General features: G+C 73.2%; 14 protein-coding genes. 6 read left to right on the forward strand and 8 right to left on the reverse strand.

Annotation, left to right across the window (positions count from 1 at the left end):
- Positions 1-223: 223 nt before the first annotated feature.
- A complete protein-coding gene (gene zigA / locus OV079_RS07230; protein ID WP_267767032.1) occupies positions 224-1444 on the reverse strand; it encodes a zinc metallochaperone GTPase ZigA in 1221 nt (406 codons plus the stop codon).
- Between the two features lie 194 nt (positions 1445-1638).
- Here zigA and OV079_RS07235 point away from each other — a divergent pair, with 194 nt between their 5' ends.
- Both OV079_RS07235 and OV079_RS07240 read left to right on the forward strand, forming a co-directional pair.
- Positions 1639-2007: a DUF3592 domain-containing protein gene (locus OV079_RS07235; RefSeq protein WP_267767033.1), complete on the forward strand. Its 369-nt coding sequence runs from the start codon at positions 1639-1641 to the stop codon at positions 2005-2007.
- 17 nt (positions 2008-2024) lie between these two features.
- Entirely contained in the window at positions 2025-2234 is a 210-nt protein-coding gene (locus tag OV079_RS07240) for a hypothetical protein (protein WP_267767034.1), read from the forward strand.
- Between the two features lie 114 nt (positions 2235-2348).
- Here OV079_RS07240 and OV079_RS07245 read toward each other — a convergent pair whose 3' ends face one another.
- The 4 genes from OV079_RS07245 to OV079_RS07260 all read right to left on the reverse strand — a co-directional run bounded on the left by OV079_RS07245 (position 2349) and on the right by OV079_RS07260 (position 7885).
- Positions 2349-4289 (reverse strand): membrane dipeptidase, encoded by a 1941-nt coding sequence (locus OV079_RS07245; RefSeq protein ID WP_267767035.1) that lies wholly within the window; start codon positions 4287-4289, stop codon positions 2349-2351.
- Positions 4290-4624: 335 nt separating this feature from the next.
- Complete coding sequence (locus tag OV079_RS07250; protein ID WP_267767037.1) at positions 4625-6322, reverse strand: hypothetical protein; 1698 nt, start codon at positions 6320-6322, stop codon at positions 4625-4627.
- 397 nt (positions 6323-6719) lie between these two features.
- A complete protein-coding gene (locus tag OV079_RS07255) occupies positions 6720-7289 on the reverse strand; it encodes a superoxide dismutase family protein (protein WP_267767039.1) in 570 nt (189 codons plus the stop codon).
- 101 nt (positions 7290-7390) lie between these two features.
- Complete coding sequence (locus tag OV079_RS07260) at positions 7391-7885, reverse strand: DUF6265 family protein (RefSeq protein WP_267767040.1); 495 nt, start codon at positions 7883-7885, stop codon at positions 7391-7393.
- A gap of 116 nt (positions 7886-8001) precedes the next feature.
- On the opposite strand from OV079_RS07260, the gene OV079_RS07265 reads away from it, so the two are divergent.
- The 4 genes from OV079_RS07265 to OV079_RS07280 all read left to right on the forward strand — a co-directional run bounded on the left by OV079_RS07265 (position 8002) and on the right by OV079_RS07280 (position 11782).
- Positions 8002-9366 (forward strand): DUF4215 domain-containing protein, encoded by a 1365-nt coding sequence (locus tag OV079_RS07265; RefSeq protein WP_267767041.1) that lies wholly within the window; start codon positions 8002-8004, stop codon positions 9364-9366.
- Positions 9367-9647: 281 nt separating this feature from the next.
- Positions 9648-10700 carry a hypothetical protein gene (locus OV079_RS07270; RefSeq protein ID WP_267767042.1) on the forward strand — a complete coding sequence of 351 codons (1053 nt, stop codon included), beginning with the start codon at positions 9648-9650 and terminating at the stop codon, positions 10698-10700.
- A 78-nt stretch (positions 10701-10778) separates the two neighbouring features.
- The gene (locus tag OV079_RS07275) at positions 10779-11243 is read left to right on the forward strand and encodes a hypothetical protein (protein WP_267767043.1); all 465 of its coding nucleotides are present in this window, start codon (positions 10779-10781) and stop codon (positions 11241-11243) included.
- Complete coding sequence (locus tag OV079_RS07280) at positions 11240-11782, forward strand: hypothetical protein (protein WP_267767044.1); 543 nt, start codon at positions 11240-11242, stop codon at positions 11780-11782. Before OV079_RS07275 ends, OV079_RS07280 begins: the two co-directional genes overlap by 4 nt.
- Before the next feature lie 73 nt (positions 11783-11855).
- Here the strand turns inward: OV079_RS07280 and OV079_RS07285 are convergent, their stop codons facing one another.
- From OV079_RS07285 to OV079_RS07295, 3 genes are all read right to left on the reverse strand, one after another.
- Entirely contained in the window at positions 11856-12512 is a 657-nt protein-coding gene (locus tag OV079_RS07285; protein WP_267767045.1) for a hypothetical protein, read from the reverse strand.
- Between the two features lie 537 nt (positions 12513-13049).
- Positions 13050-15434, reverse strand: a complete 2385-nt coding sequence (locus OV079_RS07290; protein ID WP_267767046.1) for a VIT domain-containing protein — start codon at positions 15432-15434, stop codon at positions 13050-13052.
- Positions 15431-16030: a MerR family transcriptional regulator gene (locus tag OV079_RS07295; protein WP_267767047.1), complete on the reverse strand. Its 600-nt coding sequence runs from the start codon at positions 16028-16030 to the stop codon at positions 15431-15433. The genes OV079_RS07290 and OV079_RS07295 overlap by 4 nt, the downstream gene beginning before the upstream one ends.
- Positions 16031-16045: the final 15 nt, after the last annotated feature.

The raw sequence follows: 16045 nt of genomic DNA on the forward strand, positions 1-16045 counted from the left end.
CGTCACGGGAGGGCGACGAATTTTGTTCGCGCAGGGCGGAAGCGCGCGCGACGAATGTGCCAGCGAGATGTCCCAGGGGACAGGTGATTGCGCGATGGCAGGGATTCGAGGGAGCCGCGGGTGGGGTCGCGAAATCACGTGTCTCCGAGGACGAGAGGTCCGCGGAGACACGTGATGATTTCGCCTGCGGTGATTCGGGGATGCCGCGATCGCGGCATCGGCGTCAGGCCGGGGCCGGTCCGGCGGGCATCGCCGGGAACGGATCGTCGAGCGAGCGCCAGGCCTTCGGGCCGCCGCGCATCTCGGCGGGGGTCAGCAGGCAGGCGTCGAAGGCGGCGGTCAGGGCTTCGCGGTCCATGCCGCTGCCGATGACCACGATCTCCTGGCGGCGGTCGCCCCAGCGCGGACGGTAGTGGCGCTCGATCTCCGCGCGCGTGTCCGGCTCGGTCGGCCACTCGCTGCGCGGCTGCGTCGCCCACCACAGGCCGGCTTGACCGACCCGCAGGGTGCGGCCCGCGTGCGACCAGCTCAGGGCCGCGTCCATCCGCGTGGCCAGCCAGAAGATGCCCTTCGAGCGCAGCACGCCGGGCCACTTGCGCTGGATCTGGGCCCAGAAGCGGCGCGGGTGGAACGGCACCGCCGCGCGGTAGACGAAGCTCGAGATCCCGTACTCGAGGGTCTCGGGGCGGTGCTCGCCGCGGACCTCTTCGAGCCAGCCGGCGGCCTGGGAGGCGCGGTCGAAGTCGAAGCGGCGGGTGTTCAGGACCTCCGTCAGCGGCACCTCGCCGTGGGCGGCGCGGACGATCCGGGCCGCGGGGTTGAGCGAGCGCAGGACGGCCTCGAGGCGGTCGACTTCGGCCGGCGCGGCGAGGTCGGTCTTGCTGATGACGAGCACGTCGGCGAACTCGACCTGGTCGACGAGGAGGTCGGTGATCGTGCGCTCGTCGTCGTCGTCGAGGGCCGCGCCGCGCTCGCGCAGGCTGGCGGAGGCGTCGTAGTCGGCGAGGAAGCTGACGGCGTCGACGACGCTGACCATGGTGTCGAGGCGCGCGACGTCGGCGAGGCGCGTGCCGTGCTCGTCGGGGAAGGTGAAGGTCTCGGCGATCGGGAGCGGCTCGGAGATGCCGCTCGACTCGATGAGGAGGTAGTCGAAGCGGCCCTCGCGGGCGAGCCGGGTGACCTCGACGAGCAGGTCCTCGCGCAGGGTGCAGCAGATGCAGCCGTTGCTCATCTCGACCAGGCGCTCGTCGACCCGGCTGAGCCCGGCGCCGCCGTCGCGCACGAGCCGGGCGTCGATGTTGACCTCGCTCATGTCGTTGACGATGACGGCGACGCGGAGGCCGGCGCGGTTGCGCAGCACGGCGTTGAGGAGGGTGGTCTTGCCGGCGCCGAGGAAGCCGGACAGCACCGTGACGGGGAGGCGCGGATCGATCGGGGTGTCCATGGCCGAGACTGTTTTACAGATGCAAGTTGATTGCAAGAGCAATCGTTAGGCGATAACTGGGGCGGGCCACGATCGCGCGCGGGCCGCGTCGCTCGGGGCTTCGCGGTCGCGTGTGCTCGCGGGCGCGCTCCCGCGGGGCGCAGTCCGGGGCGCTGCGGGGAGGTTTCGGGGCCCGCGCACCGCCGCGGCGTGGCATGCTCGCCGGCATGGCTCGCAACAATCCCGTGCTCGCGTTCTCCATCGTCGGCGCGGCGTTCCTGGCGGTCGGCGTGGGCTGGTGCGTGGTCGACCAGCTCGATCGGCAGGAGGTCGCGCTCCTGCAGCAGGAGGGGGCGATCGGCACGGCGCGCGTGATCTCGTACGAGGAGACGGGCTCGGCGCAGAACGGGAAGCCGCGGCTTCGGTTCCGCTTCGAGATCCAGCCCGAGGACGGGGGCGCGCCGGTCCAGGTCGAGAAGACGCTGGTGGTGACCGCCATGGAAGCGCCGCGGCTGCAGGTCGGCTCGCTCCGCAAGGTGCGCTACCTGCCACGCGACCCGGAGGTGTTCCGTTTGCTGGACTGACTCCGCCGACGAGGCGCGTGGAAGAAGAGGTCCCGTGCGACGGTGAACGCGGGCGCGGCTACGACCGCGTCGAGCTGGGCCACGACGCGACGCTGAGCGCGCTGCGAGAGGTGCGGGACCTCGCGGGCTCGGCGTGCGGCGCGGCGCGCTTGTACGGGGCGAGCTCCGATGCCGCGTGGCGGGCCTTCACTTCGACGCGCACGTCGCTGTCCCGCGTGCGGAAGTGAAGTCGGTCCTGACGGCGTCGTGGCAGGCGCTGCTCGTGGGCCGCTGAGGCCGCGAGGCGATCGGGTCGCGTCGGCCGCAGCGATGACGGTAGCGACGGCCTCGGGGTACGTCGCTCAGGCGCAGGTGCCCTTGGGCGTGCCGCACTCGCCGGCGTCGGCGCAGGTGCCGCTGACGCACTCGCCGTCGAAGCGGCACGGCTCGCCGGTCTGCAGCGAGGCCTCGCAGTAGGAGTCGCCGCATTCGGCGGGGAACTCGGCCTCGCGCTGGCCGTGCGGCGGCAGGACGACGACGCCACTCGCGTCGAGGTCGTCGGCCGGATCGGCGGGGCCGCTGCGCTCGGCCTCGGCGCGCTCCCACATGCGCACGAAGGCGTCGGCCGAGTCGCGCAGCGGGGTGGTGTCGGTGCCGAGCTGGTCGAGGTCGGCGAGGAGGTCGGGCAGGAGGCCGATGTGGCCGAGGCCGGCCTCGTCGAAGCCGGTGCCGAGCGGGGCGGGGCCGCCGGCCAGCTCGTCGCGGGCCTGGCAGCGGCCCTCGGTCGGGAAGGAGGCGGAGCAGGCGTCGGGGCCGAAGCGCGGGCGGACCTGCTGGATGAAGCCGTTGAGGTCGGAGCCGAGGGCGACGGCGACCTTGAGGCCGAGCCGGCCGAAATCATAGGACTGCGCGAACGAGCGAGAGGAGCCGTGGCAGGTGTTGGCGACCTCGGACGGCTCGTAGGTGTTGACCTCCTCGTGGCCGGTGCGGATCCCGAAGACCCCGCCGACCTGGCGCAGCTGCTCGACGATCCACGCGGGCGTGGTCTTCTCCTCGCGCGCCTTCTCGGCGGGCAACATCTCGCGGAAGTGGCCGTGCGAGATGTAATAGGGGTAGTAGTCGCGGGCGACGGAGAGCTCGTGGAGGTCGCGGACGCCGGCCTCCGAGAGGTGGGCGGCGTCGACGAGCATGCCGCGGTCCATCATCGCCTGGGCGAGCTCCTTGCCCTCGGCGGTGAGGCCGAGGGTGTTGCGGCAATCGGCGTCGACGTCGAAGCCGAGGGTGACGGCGCCCTGGGTGATGCCGCAGTCCATGTCGATGTGACAGTTCTCGGCGTACTGGGCGATGTGGAAGATGTTGTTGTGCGGGGCGGCGCCGCCGAAGCGGTTGTCGAGCTGGTGGACGGGCTGGAGGGTGCGCACGCCGAGCGCGTGGAGCTCGTCGAGCTGCGGCTTCCAGTCGCCCTGCTGCATGAGGTGCGAGGCCTCGACGCTGAGCACGAGCGCGAGCCGATCCTCGCCGACGATCCGCCGGGCGTCGGCGGCGGTCAGGGCGATCTCGGCCCAGTCGTGGGTGGCGACGAAGTCGTGGGCCAGCTCGAGCTGGATCTTCACGTCCTCCATCTCGTCGCACTGCGGACGCGCGAGGTTCTCCTCGGCGATCGCGCGGCACAGCCAGTCGTTGGAGACGGCAGAGACGACCTCGAGCCGCAAGCCGGCCATGTAGGCGGCGTGCAGGTGCTCCTCCCAGACCTGCTGGTGAGCGATGGCGTCCCAGCGCGGCCAGCCGGCGAAGCCGGGCCAGCCGTCGACGCGGGCCTTGTGCTCGCCGGTGTCGCCGGTGGAGCCGGGGATCTGGCTGACGAACTCGCTGACGACCTCGCCGCCGCCGGGCGCGGCGATGACGGAGACGAGAGAGACGAGCTTGGCGAGCTCTTCGAGGCTCATGCCCTCGCACTGGCCGAGCAGCGGGGCGAGGTCGGCCTTGAGCCGGGCATGATCGCCGGGCTCGCCGCCGTCGCAGGGAGCGAGTGCGTCCTCGCCGGGGCCGGCGTGGCTGCCGTGGAACCAGCCGCCGCCGAAGGCCTCCTCGGCGAACATGTGAAGGTGGAGGTCGGCGACGCCGTGCAGCGGCGGGAGGTCGGGCCCGCCGGTGGTGGTCGGGGCGTCGGTGGTGGTGGGGGTGTCGGTGGCGCTCGTCGTGCCGGTGGTCGTCGAGGCGCCGTCGGTGGCGGCCGGGGTGTCGCCCTTGCAGGCGGTCAGGAGGGCGAGGCTCGTGAAGGTGAAGGCAAGACCCCGGATCATCGTTCCAGGCACGCTAGCGAGCGCGGCGGTCCGGGTCAAGGCGCGTGGAAGGGCGCGGCGAGGCGAGCGGGGCGCGATGCTCACGACGCTGCAGCGAGGCGGCGAAGACGGGAACTCGCGGGGGCTGCTCGAGGCGGCGCCGGGGCGCGCAGTCGCGGGCGGGCCGTTGCTCGCAGTCGGACGGGCATCGGGGCCGCGATCGACGGCAGGTCGCCCCCAGGCGAGCGGAGCGGGCGACGCCGGGTTCGTCGGGATGTCGGAGAGGACAGGCTGGCTCGGGCATGTCCTCGAGCGCATGTACGATCGGGCATGCGCTCGAGGACATGTCCAATCGTTCAGATGTGCGCGATGGTGACGAGGTAGCTGAAGGCGGGGCGGTTGTCGGGGAGGCCGCAGCCGAGGTCGAGGCTGACCTTGGTGTGGGGCGGGGCGCCGAGCAGCCAGCACGGGTACACCTTGGTGCCGAACGGGGAGTCGGGGACGAGGTAGCGGCGCAGCTCGTCGTAGGTGACGGGCTGGGGGTCGGTGATGCCGGCGGGGCTGCGGCTGCCGAGGGCGCAGGTGACGGGGCCGAGGCCGCCGAGGGCCGCGAGGACCGGCTGGAGGCGCGCGAGCAGGTCGTCGAGGCTGGGGAGGCCCTTGACGTAAAGGTCGGCGCGGTTGAGGTGGCCGTTCCAGGCGGTGAAGTGGAGCTCGCCGAGCGGGCCGAGGTCGCGGACGAGGCGCTCTTCGCCGGCGTCGAAGCGCAGGTCGGGCCGCTCGCGGTGGAACTCGGCGAGGGCGGTGCGGTGGAAGCCGCGGGCCTCGGCAGCCAGCAGGCCGTCCTGCGCGGGGACGACGAGCTGCGGGCCGGTCGGGGTGAAGGCAGCAGGCCTCGGCGCGGGGGTGCCGGCGACGCGCTGGGCCTCGAGGCCGTGGAGCGCGGCGAGGTCGAAGGCAGGGGCGCCACCGGCTGCGCTCGCGGCGTTGGCGGCGGCGCCAGCGGGCGGCGGCTCGTGGTCCCAGCCCTCCTGGATGCCGTTCAGCGGGTCGAGGAACAGCGAGAGGGGCTCCTGCGGCGGGATGTGCCGGAGGCTCGGCTGGGGATGCAGGGTGACCCGGGGGCCGGCGCCGAACATGGCCTTGAGCTTGCCGAAGAAGCCGGTCGGCGCCGGCGGGCGCGGGGCCCGGGCCGTGGGGATGCTGCCGAAGCGGCGACGCAGGAGGTCCTCGAGCTCCTCGGGGGACTTCGGCGGGGCGATGCCGAAGTCGGTGGTGACGCGGCCGTCGCCGGCGATCTTGATCTCGATCGAGGTGAGGCGGTTGCCGCTGTCGTAGCGCGAGAGCTGCTCGAGCAGGCGGCGCGTCTCGGAGGTGAGCGGCGGCAAGGTCATGGACCGCAGCTCGCCGTCGATGTCGTGCAGGACGACGCCGGCCTTGACGACCTCGCCGGGGCGCGGAAAGTGGGCGATGAAGACGATGGTGTCGATCTTGGCGCTGAGCGGGATGATGTTCAGCAGCTCGGCGGCGATCTGCTGGGTCAGCGGGAGCAGGACGGCCTCGTGCTCGCCAGGCCGGGTCCGGCCCGAACGCGAGGGCTCGGCGGGGGCAGCCGGCGGGGCGAACAGGTGCGGGTGCTGGCTCTGCAGGAGCTGCTGGAACTTGTCCGGGGAGATCCGCACGGGCGCCTCCTCGTGCTCGTGCTCGGGGCCGGCGACCGGGCCGGGGACGGTGCCCGCGAGCCAGGCGACGTGGCTGGCGACGTCGCATTCGAGCCAGGCGCACGGCAAGGTCGGACCGTCGTAGTAGTCGACGACGGCGATGTCCTGCCAGACGCGCTGGCCGGTCGAGGTGTCGCGCAGGACGAGGCCCATGGCCTCGAGCTCGGCGGCCAGATCGCGGGCGCCCATGTCCATGAAGGCGACGGCGAGCAGGTGCTCGTCGCGCCACGAGGGCGACCAGCGGGCGGTGATGGCGGCGACTCCGTCAGGGGCGACGGCGAGGAGTCGATCGATGCGAATCAGGAGGGTGGTGAACTGGATCCGGACGGCCATGGCGGGGGAGGCGGAGGATATCGCCCCGGAAGGACGGTCTCCAGCGCGGTCCGCGATTGTCGAGGCCTCGGGCGGGCCCTGGAGAGGCCCGGTACGTGCTGGCCGTCGTGGTGTACGAAACCTGAGCTTCAGGACATGTCCGAATCGCCATGCGGGGAGCGAGCGCGCCGGCGATGCGGCCGGAGACGGCGTTCGGCTCGAGGAACGCGAGGAGCGACGCCGCCCGGACGCGAAGACGTCGGCGTCCGCGGCGGATGACCGCCGTAGACGCCGACGCGAGGGGCGATGTCGTGCGAGCGGCCGCGCTCGTGACGAGCGGGCCTTCAGGACATGTCCGAAGAGATAGGCGCGAGAGCGCGGGCCGGCGCCGGTGGTGCACCGACGGCCGCGCGCGGGCTCACGCGCCCGCGGGGTTCTTGATCGGCGCGGTGTCGCCGGTGGTCGACAGGATGATGCCGCAGGCCAGGCGCGCGCCGGCGTTGCCGGTCGGCTGGCCGAAGTCGTCGGGTTTCTCGTGGACGATGATCGCGCGGCCGAGGACGCTGTAGTCGCCGCCGGCGATCGAGAAGTGGGCCGGGTCCATGGTGAGCGACAGCTTGGCGGTGCCGGAGGCGTCGGCGTCGAGGTTGCCGAAGTCGCCCGGGTGGTGGGTGCCGGTCCCGGGCATGCCGTGGTCGGTCATGTCGGGGTTGAAGTGACTGCCGGCCGACTCGCCGTCAGGCGAGGTGCAGTCGCCCCACTCGTGGACGTGCATGCCGTGCTTGCCGGGCGAGAGGCCGGTGATCTCGGCCTCGACCCGGATCTTGCCCTCGGTGAGCTGGGTGAAGTTCACGGTGCCGTTGACGCCGCTGCTCATCAGCGCGGTGAGGGTGGCCGTGGCGTCGGGCGAGGGATCTTCGTCCGGTGTGCAGCCGGGCGCCCCCAGCAAGAGCGGGAGCGCGGCGAGGGTGAGAGCGAGCCGGGTCATGGCGGGAGACTGATCGAGGTCGGCGCCCGGTGCAAACGCGCACGTTGCACGCCTGAGTCCGGAGGTCGCAGGCCCGGGGTGCGGGCGAACTCGGGGGCCGATCAGAGCGCGCAGGCGGCGGTGCGGCGGTACTCCCAGGTCTTGCCGGTGCGCTGCGCCGGGTCGCCGTCGGGGTTCGAAATGGTGGCGGTGAGGCGATCGCCGGCGAGCCGGTAGACGATCCGGCGCGGGAAGTCGTGGGTGGGGTTCTGCCAGATCCACACGCGCTCGTCAGGCGCGGCGACGACGGCGGGATCGCGGACCTCGGTGAAGTCGGTGGGAGCCTGGCCGGAAGGCTCGGCGTGATAGCGGGTCAGGCCGCCGCGCAGCGCGGTGAGGGTCATGTCCTCGAGCTCGACGATCTTGCCGTTCGGATCGGCGAGGGCGCTGCGGCCCTGGAGACCGCCGGGCATCGGCCACCAGTGCTCGGTGACGGAGTAACCGTCGTCGTGCCGCCAGGTGCCGCACAGCGGCGCCAGCGCCTCGTCGACCGCGGTGTGACCGCAGCCGCTGCCGGCCGCGAGGACGAGGACGAGGAGGGGCCGAGCGACGCGCATGGCCGGACGATAGCCGGACATGCGGCGTTCCGTCACCGGGCGCCCGCGGACCGCCCCGCGACCGCTCACGGCGCGGCGCGGCCGGCGACGGGCCGCTCTGTGCGACCATTCGGGTCGTGGCGCGCGCCCTCGCTCGCATGACTCTCGGGACATGTCTCTCGGCGCTGGTCGCGTGCAACGAGTCGTCGCCGCCGGGGCACACGTTCGCGGCCGAGACGGGGGCGGACGCGACGAGCAGCAGCGGGGCCGCGCAGGACGGGCTGGTGCCGCCGTACGCCACCGAGTCGACGACCGCGGCCGCGGTGTGCGGCGACGGGGTGATCGATCCGGGCGAGGGCTGCGACGACGGCAACCTCGACGCCGAGGACGGCTGCGACGCGAGCTGCTCGCCGATCGCGGCGGTCGACTGGACGTACACGCACAACGGCGGGGCCGGGCAGGACGACGTCGCCTGCGGGGTGGCGATCGACGGCGAGGGCCGGGTGTTCGTGGTCGGGGCGGAGGTGGTGCAGTCGCGCGACGCGTGGATCGTGGCGCTGGCGCCCGAGGGGCACGAGCTGTGGCGCAAGACGATCGACTCGGCGGGGCTCGACGACGCGTTCGCCGATGTGACAGTGGACGCGGCAGGTCGAGTGTTCGCGGCCGGGCACGAGGAGCTGGCGCCCGGGGTGCGCTCGCCGGTGATCCGCGCGTTCACAGGCGAGGGCGCGGACCTGTGGAAGTTCAGCGAGGCGATGGCCGCCGCCGGAGCGAGCGGCATCGACGGGCTGGCGCTGGCCGACGGGGCGCTCTATTCGACGGGGTCGGAGGCGGGGGACCCGGTGCGCCTGGCGATCCGTCGCCACGATCCCGCGAGCGGCGAGACGGCGTGGAAGACGACGACCGCGGCGTCGGCGAGCCACGCGTACGCGGGCGGGATCGCGGAGTCGGGGGCGCAGATGCTCGCGGCGGGGGCGGCGGAGCTCGACGGCGTGCTCCACCCGCTGCTGGTGCGGGTCGAGCACGACGGTTCGCTGGTGACGACGCAGATCGACGAGGCCCACGCGGGAGCGTGGTCGGACGTGACGCCGATCGGCGGCGAGGGCGAGGTGCTGGTGACGGGGCGGATCGAGCCGGTGCCGGGCGCGGGGTTCGACGTGGCGGTGCGCCGGATCTCGGGGCGCGACGAGCCGCGCTGGGCGCAGACGATCGATCACGTGGCAGGCTTCGACGCCGGTCGCGGGGTGGCGGTGGGCGCGAACGAGGCGGTGTTCGTGGCCGGAGCGGTGACGAGCGTGAGCGGCGACCTCGAGATCTTCGGGGCGCTGCTGTCGGGCGTCGGCGAGCTGCGCTGGACGCATGTGAACGCGAACCGCGGGGTCGGCCTGGAGGACCACGGGGCGGCGGCGGCGTTCGGCCCGGGCTTCGTGGTGCTGGCGGGCGACGAGCAGGTGCCGGGCGAGGGCGCGAACGTGTGGGTGCGTCGCTTCCGCGCGGAGTGAGGCGGGCTACGATCGAGGCGCGGTGAACGGAGTCACCGTCGCCGCGCGGGACCGATCGAGGACTGTGCATGAACCGTCACCGGCGTGGGGTCGGATGACGGGGTGACGGATCACGGAGAACCGCGCTGGTGATGCGGGGAGCCCGATGTGCGCGGCCGATTCGCTACGTGTGCGAGCGAGGGCGTGGGGTTCGTCGAGGCGCGGCGGATCACTGGAATTCGTGGGAATCGGGCGGCAATTGATCGGAAGCCGGGGGGCACTGTCCGCGAGAGAGGCTCGTCATGTCGTCGTCGATCTGTTCGCCCTCGCTGCTCGCGCCCTCGCACGATCCGCTGCCCGACGCGGGCCGGATCGCCGAGACCTGCGCGATGACGGATCCGGTGCAGCGCAACCTGTGGATCACGTACGTGTATCACCGCCTCGAGGTCGCGCTGGCGAGTCGGCTCGGCGGCGAGGACGTCAGCTGGTGCGCGTACGGGACGTGGGCGTCGAAGAGCGCGGGGCGGTTCATCCGCGGCGAGATGGTGCTGGAGGCGCTGCGGCCGTGGATGGCCCGCACCGCGGCGGTCGGTCGGGTGGTGGGGCGCATCGACGGCGAGGTGCGCGAGCGGATCGCGGGCGGCAACTTGATGGTGTTCGCCGAGCTGGCGCCGCTGTTCCGCGCGCTGGTCGATGTCCTCGAGGTGGCGCCGGCGCAGCGCGGCGCGGCGGCGGCGGCGGCGTTCGCGGGGCTCGGCGACGGGGCGACGGTGGCGGGGGGACAGGCGCTGCTGCGGCGGGCGTTCGCGGCCTACGTGACGGCCGCGGCGACGCGCGAGGCGAAGGCGCGGGCGGAGCAGATCCTGCTGGCGAACACGCTGGTCGGCTACCACGAGCAGATCCGGCTGCAGCCGACGATCGCGGCGGCGCTGTCGGCCCCGCTGGCGGTGCTGGTGGCGGCCGACGCGGCGCCGCTGCGGCGGATGCTGGGGGAGCGCCTCGGCGACGTCGCGCGCTCGCTGCTGACGCGCTGGATGATGACGATCGAGCTGCCGGAGGGGGCGCTGGCGCTGGGCCGCGACGTGCCGGCGACGCGCGACGGGCGGATGTTCCCGGCCGCGTTGACGCAGATCGAGGACCCGGAGCTGCGCGCGGTGCTGGACGAGGTCGACCGCACGCCCGATACGACGCAGGGCAGCGCGGCGGCGGACTGGGCGGCGCTGGCGGACCGCATGAACTTCATCGTCGACCTGTTCCGCTCGCGCCAGCGCGACGCGTCGCTGCGCCGGACGCCCTTCCGCCCCGACCAGGTGGCGGCGATGCACCTGGGGCTGCGGCCGCTCGGGCCGCTGTAGGTCGGGAGCGCGGCAGAAAAAGATCGTCGCGTCGCAATTGTTCCGGCGGTCGAGGTTACTTCGTCCGCGGAGGACGTGATGCGCGGACCTGGCGAGAGGTTGCTGGCCCTGGTGCTCGTGTTCGTGGGTTGCCGGTCGGAGCCGGACAGCAGCCCGTACGACAGCTCGCTGCTGGGGCTGTACACGATCGAGGCGTGGACGGTGAACGAGGGCAGCTGCGCGGGCGAGGGGCCGTCGGTGCTGGAGGGGCGGAGCGAGCGGCTGGCGCTCGTCCAGGCGTGCATGACCCCCGGCGACGGGCTCCACGTCGAGCCGTGCGACGACGTGCAGGCGTGCGAGCAGGAGGCGTGCGACGCGAACATCTTCGCGATTTATCCGGACGGGTGGAACTGGCTGGCAGGCGACGACGAGGAGGGCTGGCGCGGCAAGTCGTGGCAGGAGCCGGAACAGGTCGGCGATCACTGCGAGGCGGTGCTGCGCGACGTCAGCGTGACGGCCGAGAGCGGGGGCTGGTGCTGCGCAGCCGTATGGCCGCGGCGGTGAGCTTCCCGATCGACGAGCGGGGCTCCTGCTTCGTCACCGAGGAGGTGCAGGCGGCGGCGAAGCAGCAGCCGTGCGCGCAGCTCGAGGTGCTGCGGATCCGCCGCGACAAGGCCGACTGCGATCCGCTCGACGCGGGGTCCTGTGCGGCCGAGGAGCTGTGCGCGCCCTACGGCCGCCGCTTCGTGTGCACGCCGTCGGTGGCGGCGGGCCAGTACGGCGACCCGTGCGACTTCGAGTCGTGCGCGCCGGGGCTCCTGTGCGTGGGACCGGACTGGGTGCCCGGCTGCACGACGCCCGGCTGCTGCACGCACTACTGCGACGGGTCGGCGACGGACGCGAAGGCGGAGTGCGCGGGCGTGGACGCGGCGCTGCTGTGCCACCCGTATTACTTCGAGGACGACGCGCAGCCGGGCCGCGAAGATGTGGGGGTGTGCGGGCTCGGGTTCGACTGCGGCGATCAGGTGATCCCGCGCGACTGGGTCTGCGACGGGAGCGAGGACTGCGAGAACGAGGCGGACGAGCTCGACTGCGACGGGTGATGCCTGTCCATCAGGACATGCACTTTCGGCAAGATTCTAGGGGCATGTCTTCAGGGGCATGCCCTTAAAGGCATCACGGCTGGACCCACCGCAGGACGGCCGCGGCGGCGGAGTCCGGCGAGGTGCTGAAGCACAGGCGGGCGCCCGGGGCGAGGGTGTGGATCAGGTCGATGAGGCGCTCGAACAGCACGAGGTGGGCAGGGGCGGTGCGGATGCCGGCGCCGATCATGACCGCGGCGTAGTCGCGGGCGACGAGGCGGGCGCGCACGGCCGCGTCGACCTCGGACCAGTCGGTGGTGACGAGGCACCACTCGGCGTCGAAGCCGGCCGCCTCGGTGGCCGCGAGCGAGGCGGCGAGGCCGGCGCGGAGCTTGGCCTCGTCGAGGCCGGGGTAGTTGCTGAAGTCGACGACGCGTGGCTCGAAGCCGAGCAGCAAGACGGCCTTGCGGGCGGGGGTCGGCGGGTCGACCGGATCGAGGAGCACGAGCTCGGTCGGGGCGAGCCCGGGCACGCTGATGGCGGCGCGCAGGGCAGGGTCGGCGAGGAAGGCTCGCGCCTGGGCCAAGGTGGGGAATTCAAAGGCGATGGCGCCGGCGCCGGGCTCGTCGGCCTGATGAAAGGAACGCGCGCCGGTGCATCCGTGGGCGCTTCGCAGGGCGGCGAGGCCGTGGGGGAGCGAGCGCCAGGCGTCGAGGTCGGTGATGCGGTGGCGGACGAGGAGGGTGGTCATGGTGTCCCGAGGTCAGAGGATGGCGGGTGCGCCAGGCCGCTGCAAGCGAAGCAGAGGACGGGCGCTCCGAGGTGTCCCGAGGGGCGAGAAGGACGGATGCGATGTCCCAAGCGGCATGGGACGCCGGGATGGCGGAGGGGTCGTGAGATGACCGTCGGGACAGGCGCCGGCAGGGATGTGGCCCGAGGACGGATGACTGGGAAGGCCTGTGAGATGTCCGTGGGGACAGGTGATGGCCGAGGGGGAGATGAGCCGGAGCCGGTCATGGCGGGAGCACCGTGAGATGTCCCGGGGGACAGGTGATGGCGGAGCGGGCGAGATGTCCCTGGGGACATGTGATGGTGGGAACGCGTGAAATGCCCCTGGGGGCAGGTGACGATGGGAGCGGGCGAGATGTCCCTTGGGACATGTAATGGTGAGAGCGGGCGAGATGCCCCTGGGGACATGTGACGATGGAACGGGTGAGATGACCCTGGGGACAGGTGATGGTGGGATCGGGCGAGATGTCCCTGGGGACAGCTTTATTCGGAGCGCGCATCAGCGCCAGAAGCCCTTGCGCTTCGCGGGCGGGGGAGGCGGGGTGCTCTTGTCCCTGGCGAGCTCGCGCAGCGCGGCCACGGCGTCGTGAAGGATCTGCAGCAGGTCGGTGGCCGTCAGGGCCGCGCGCAGGCGTTCGGCGATCGGGGCGAGGCGGCTGGCGAGGGCGTCGAGGCCGACGGTGCGCAGGTCCTCGAGCAGCTCGAGCAGGCGCGACACTGCCAGCTGCTTCGCCGGGGCCGAGCCGCTCGCGGCCCGCAGGAGGTCCTCGGCGACGTCCAGCAAGCGCGCGAGGTACGGGCCGGCGTCGACGCTCGCGCTGTCGGACGACTCCTGCTTGCTCGCGCGCACGGACGGGCGGGCAGGGGCAGCGGGCGCGGACGGGGCCCGGGCCGGCGATTGTGGCGGGGTAGGTGCGCTCGCTCGCTTGAGGTTGATGGCGCCGACGGCCTTCGGGGCGCCGCGGAACCCGGGGTCCGCAGGCATGAAGTCGAAGGTGCCCCCGGACCAACCGGCCGGGCGCTCGACAGGCTGGGTGATCGTCCGCGGGGCGCCGCCGGGGTTGGCGACCTCGCGGTCGACCGCGACAAAGGCGGTGAAGCGCGACAGGACTTGATGACGCAAAGACACTGCGAGGATCGACGACTCGAGCGACGCGCGATCGGCCGGGCTGGCGGCGTAGCGATCCTCGAGATCGCGGATGTGCGCGCGGGCCCACGACTGGGCCAGGGCGGCGCCGGGGCGGGCGGCGTCGAGGTGGAGACGCTGGGTGTATTCGGTGCCGGCGGGCAGGCGGCCGCGCAGCTCGATGGCGGCGCCGGGGCGCGGGCGGCCGTGCCAGCGGGCGTGGATGACCAGCGGGGCGCCGGCGAACACGGCGGGCAGGCGGCGCGGGGCCTGGGTGGCGAGATCGAGGCCGTCGGCGACGAGGTTGATGTCGACGAGGACGGGGGTGGCGATCCGGCGGTGGATCTTGGCCATGACTTCGTCGAGGCGCTCCTCGCTCTCGACGAGCTCGCAGGCGCCGCCGCCGACGGCCGCGAGGCGGCGCAGGAAGCCGGCGTTGACGGCCTGATCGATGCCGAGAGTGAAGACGCGGACGTGCTGCAGGTGGGCGCCGTGGCGGCGCAGGAGCTCGTCCTCGTTGCCGACCTGGCCGTCGGTGACGAGCACGAGGACGCGGTCGCGCTCGTCGGCGCCGGCGAGCATGCGGGTGGCCAGCTCGAGCGGGCGGGTGAGCTCGGTGCCGCCGCGCTCCTGGACCTGGGCGAGGTACTCGACGGCGCGGAAGCGGTTGCGATCGCCGGCGGGGACGAGCTGCGCGCCGAGGCTCGGCGGCGACTCGACGCGGTCGTCGAAGGCGAGCACGGCGAAGCGGTCGCGCTCGCCGAGAGTGTCGACGATGCGGGCCGCGGCCCGCCGCGCGGCGATCATCTTCCATCCGCCCATCGAGCCGGAGCGATCGAGGACGAGGACGACGTCGCGCGGGCGTGCCTCGGTGGCGGCGCCGACCGGGGGGACGAGGGTGATCATGGCGGTGGCGCCCTCGCCGTCGGCGTCGAGGGCCCACACTGCGGCGCTGGAAAGGGCGGCGCCGCCGAGGGTCCAGCGGAGGATGAAGTCGCGGTCGAGGCGCTCGCCGGGGCGCAGCTCGACGCGCCAGCCGTGGCCTTCGGACGCGGCGCAGACGTCGTGAAGGCTCGAGCGCAGGCCCGACACGGGGAGGCCGGCGCCGTCGATGCTGACCGCGAGCGAGAGGCGGACGGGGCTGGCGAAGCCGGGCAGGAGGACGGGCGGCGAGATCCGCGAGGCGTCGGGGACGCGATCGGTGTCGCTCGCGGTGCCGGTGCCGGCCTGCTCGCCGGGCAGCAGGGCGCCGGGGCTGTAGCGCGGGGCGACGACCAGCGGGAAGGACCAGGTGACCTCGCCGTCCTCGATCGGCAGCGGGCCGACGGAACGCAGGGTGATGATCGCGTGCTCGCCGGGGAGGAGGTTGCCGACCCGCAGGGTGAAGACGCCGGGCCTGTCCTCCTCGGCGATCGCGGCGCGCTGGCCAGCCGCGATCGCGTGCTCGTAGACGTCGCGGGCCCGGCCGCGCTCGTCGATGACGCCGTCGACGACGCGATCGCGGAGCGTCATGCGGAAAGCGAAGACGGCGGCGCGATCGGGCAGCGGGAAGATGTACGTGGCCTCGATCGGCGCGGCGGTGTGATTGACGAAGGTCTGCTGGATCTCGGTGGCGACCTCGAGGCCGTGGACGTGGGCCGTGACCGCCAGCGCGGCGAGGGGCAGCGCGCCGCGGGAGGTCTCGAGGCGTCCGAAGGCGTGCTCGCTGCCGGACGGGGGCGCGAGCGTGGGATCGATGGTGAGCGCCGTGGGTATCATGGGGAGTCCTCCTGCGGTTCGGGGTGAGCGGATAGAGGGTCGGGGAGCTCGACGAGGCAGCGGCGGGCGAGCTCGGCGAGCAGCGGGGCGGCTGCCGCGAGGAGGGCTGCCGCGTCGGCGTCGCTGGCGGAGCGCGCGGCGGTGAAGGCGAGGCGGACGCCGGGGGCGAGCAGGAGCTCGAGCGTGGGCGTGAGGGCCGGTGCGGGGGGCGAGGCTTCGGGGGCTGGCTCGGGCGTGGTCTCGGAACGCCAGAAGTCGCGGCGGCCTGCGGCGCGCGGCGGAGGGCGCAGCGCGACGCCCGAGGTGCGCGCGAGGGCGGCGTCGTCGAAGGTGGGCAGGAGCTGCTGGATCTCGGCGAGCGACTTGCCGTCAGCCTGCAGGCGCTTGATGGCGATCAGCTGGGCGAGGTGCCGCGGGCCGTAGAGGGCGGTGCGGCCGTGGAGCTGCGGGCGATCGAGGAGGCCGAGGGTGGTGTAGTAGCGGATGCTGCGCTCGTCGGGCACGGCCCGCACCTGACCGTTGGCCGGCGCTTCCTCGGCGGCGAGGCGCTGCTCGACCTCGTGGCTGAGCTCGCGGATCGTCCAGGCGGCGATCACGACGACAGGATGACA

It is taken from the genome of Nannocystis pusilla, assembly GCF_026626665.1.
Classification (GTDB): domain Bacteria; phylum Myxococcota_A; class Polyangia; order Nannocystales; family Nannocystaceae; genus Nannocystis; species Nannocystis pusilla.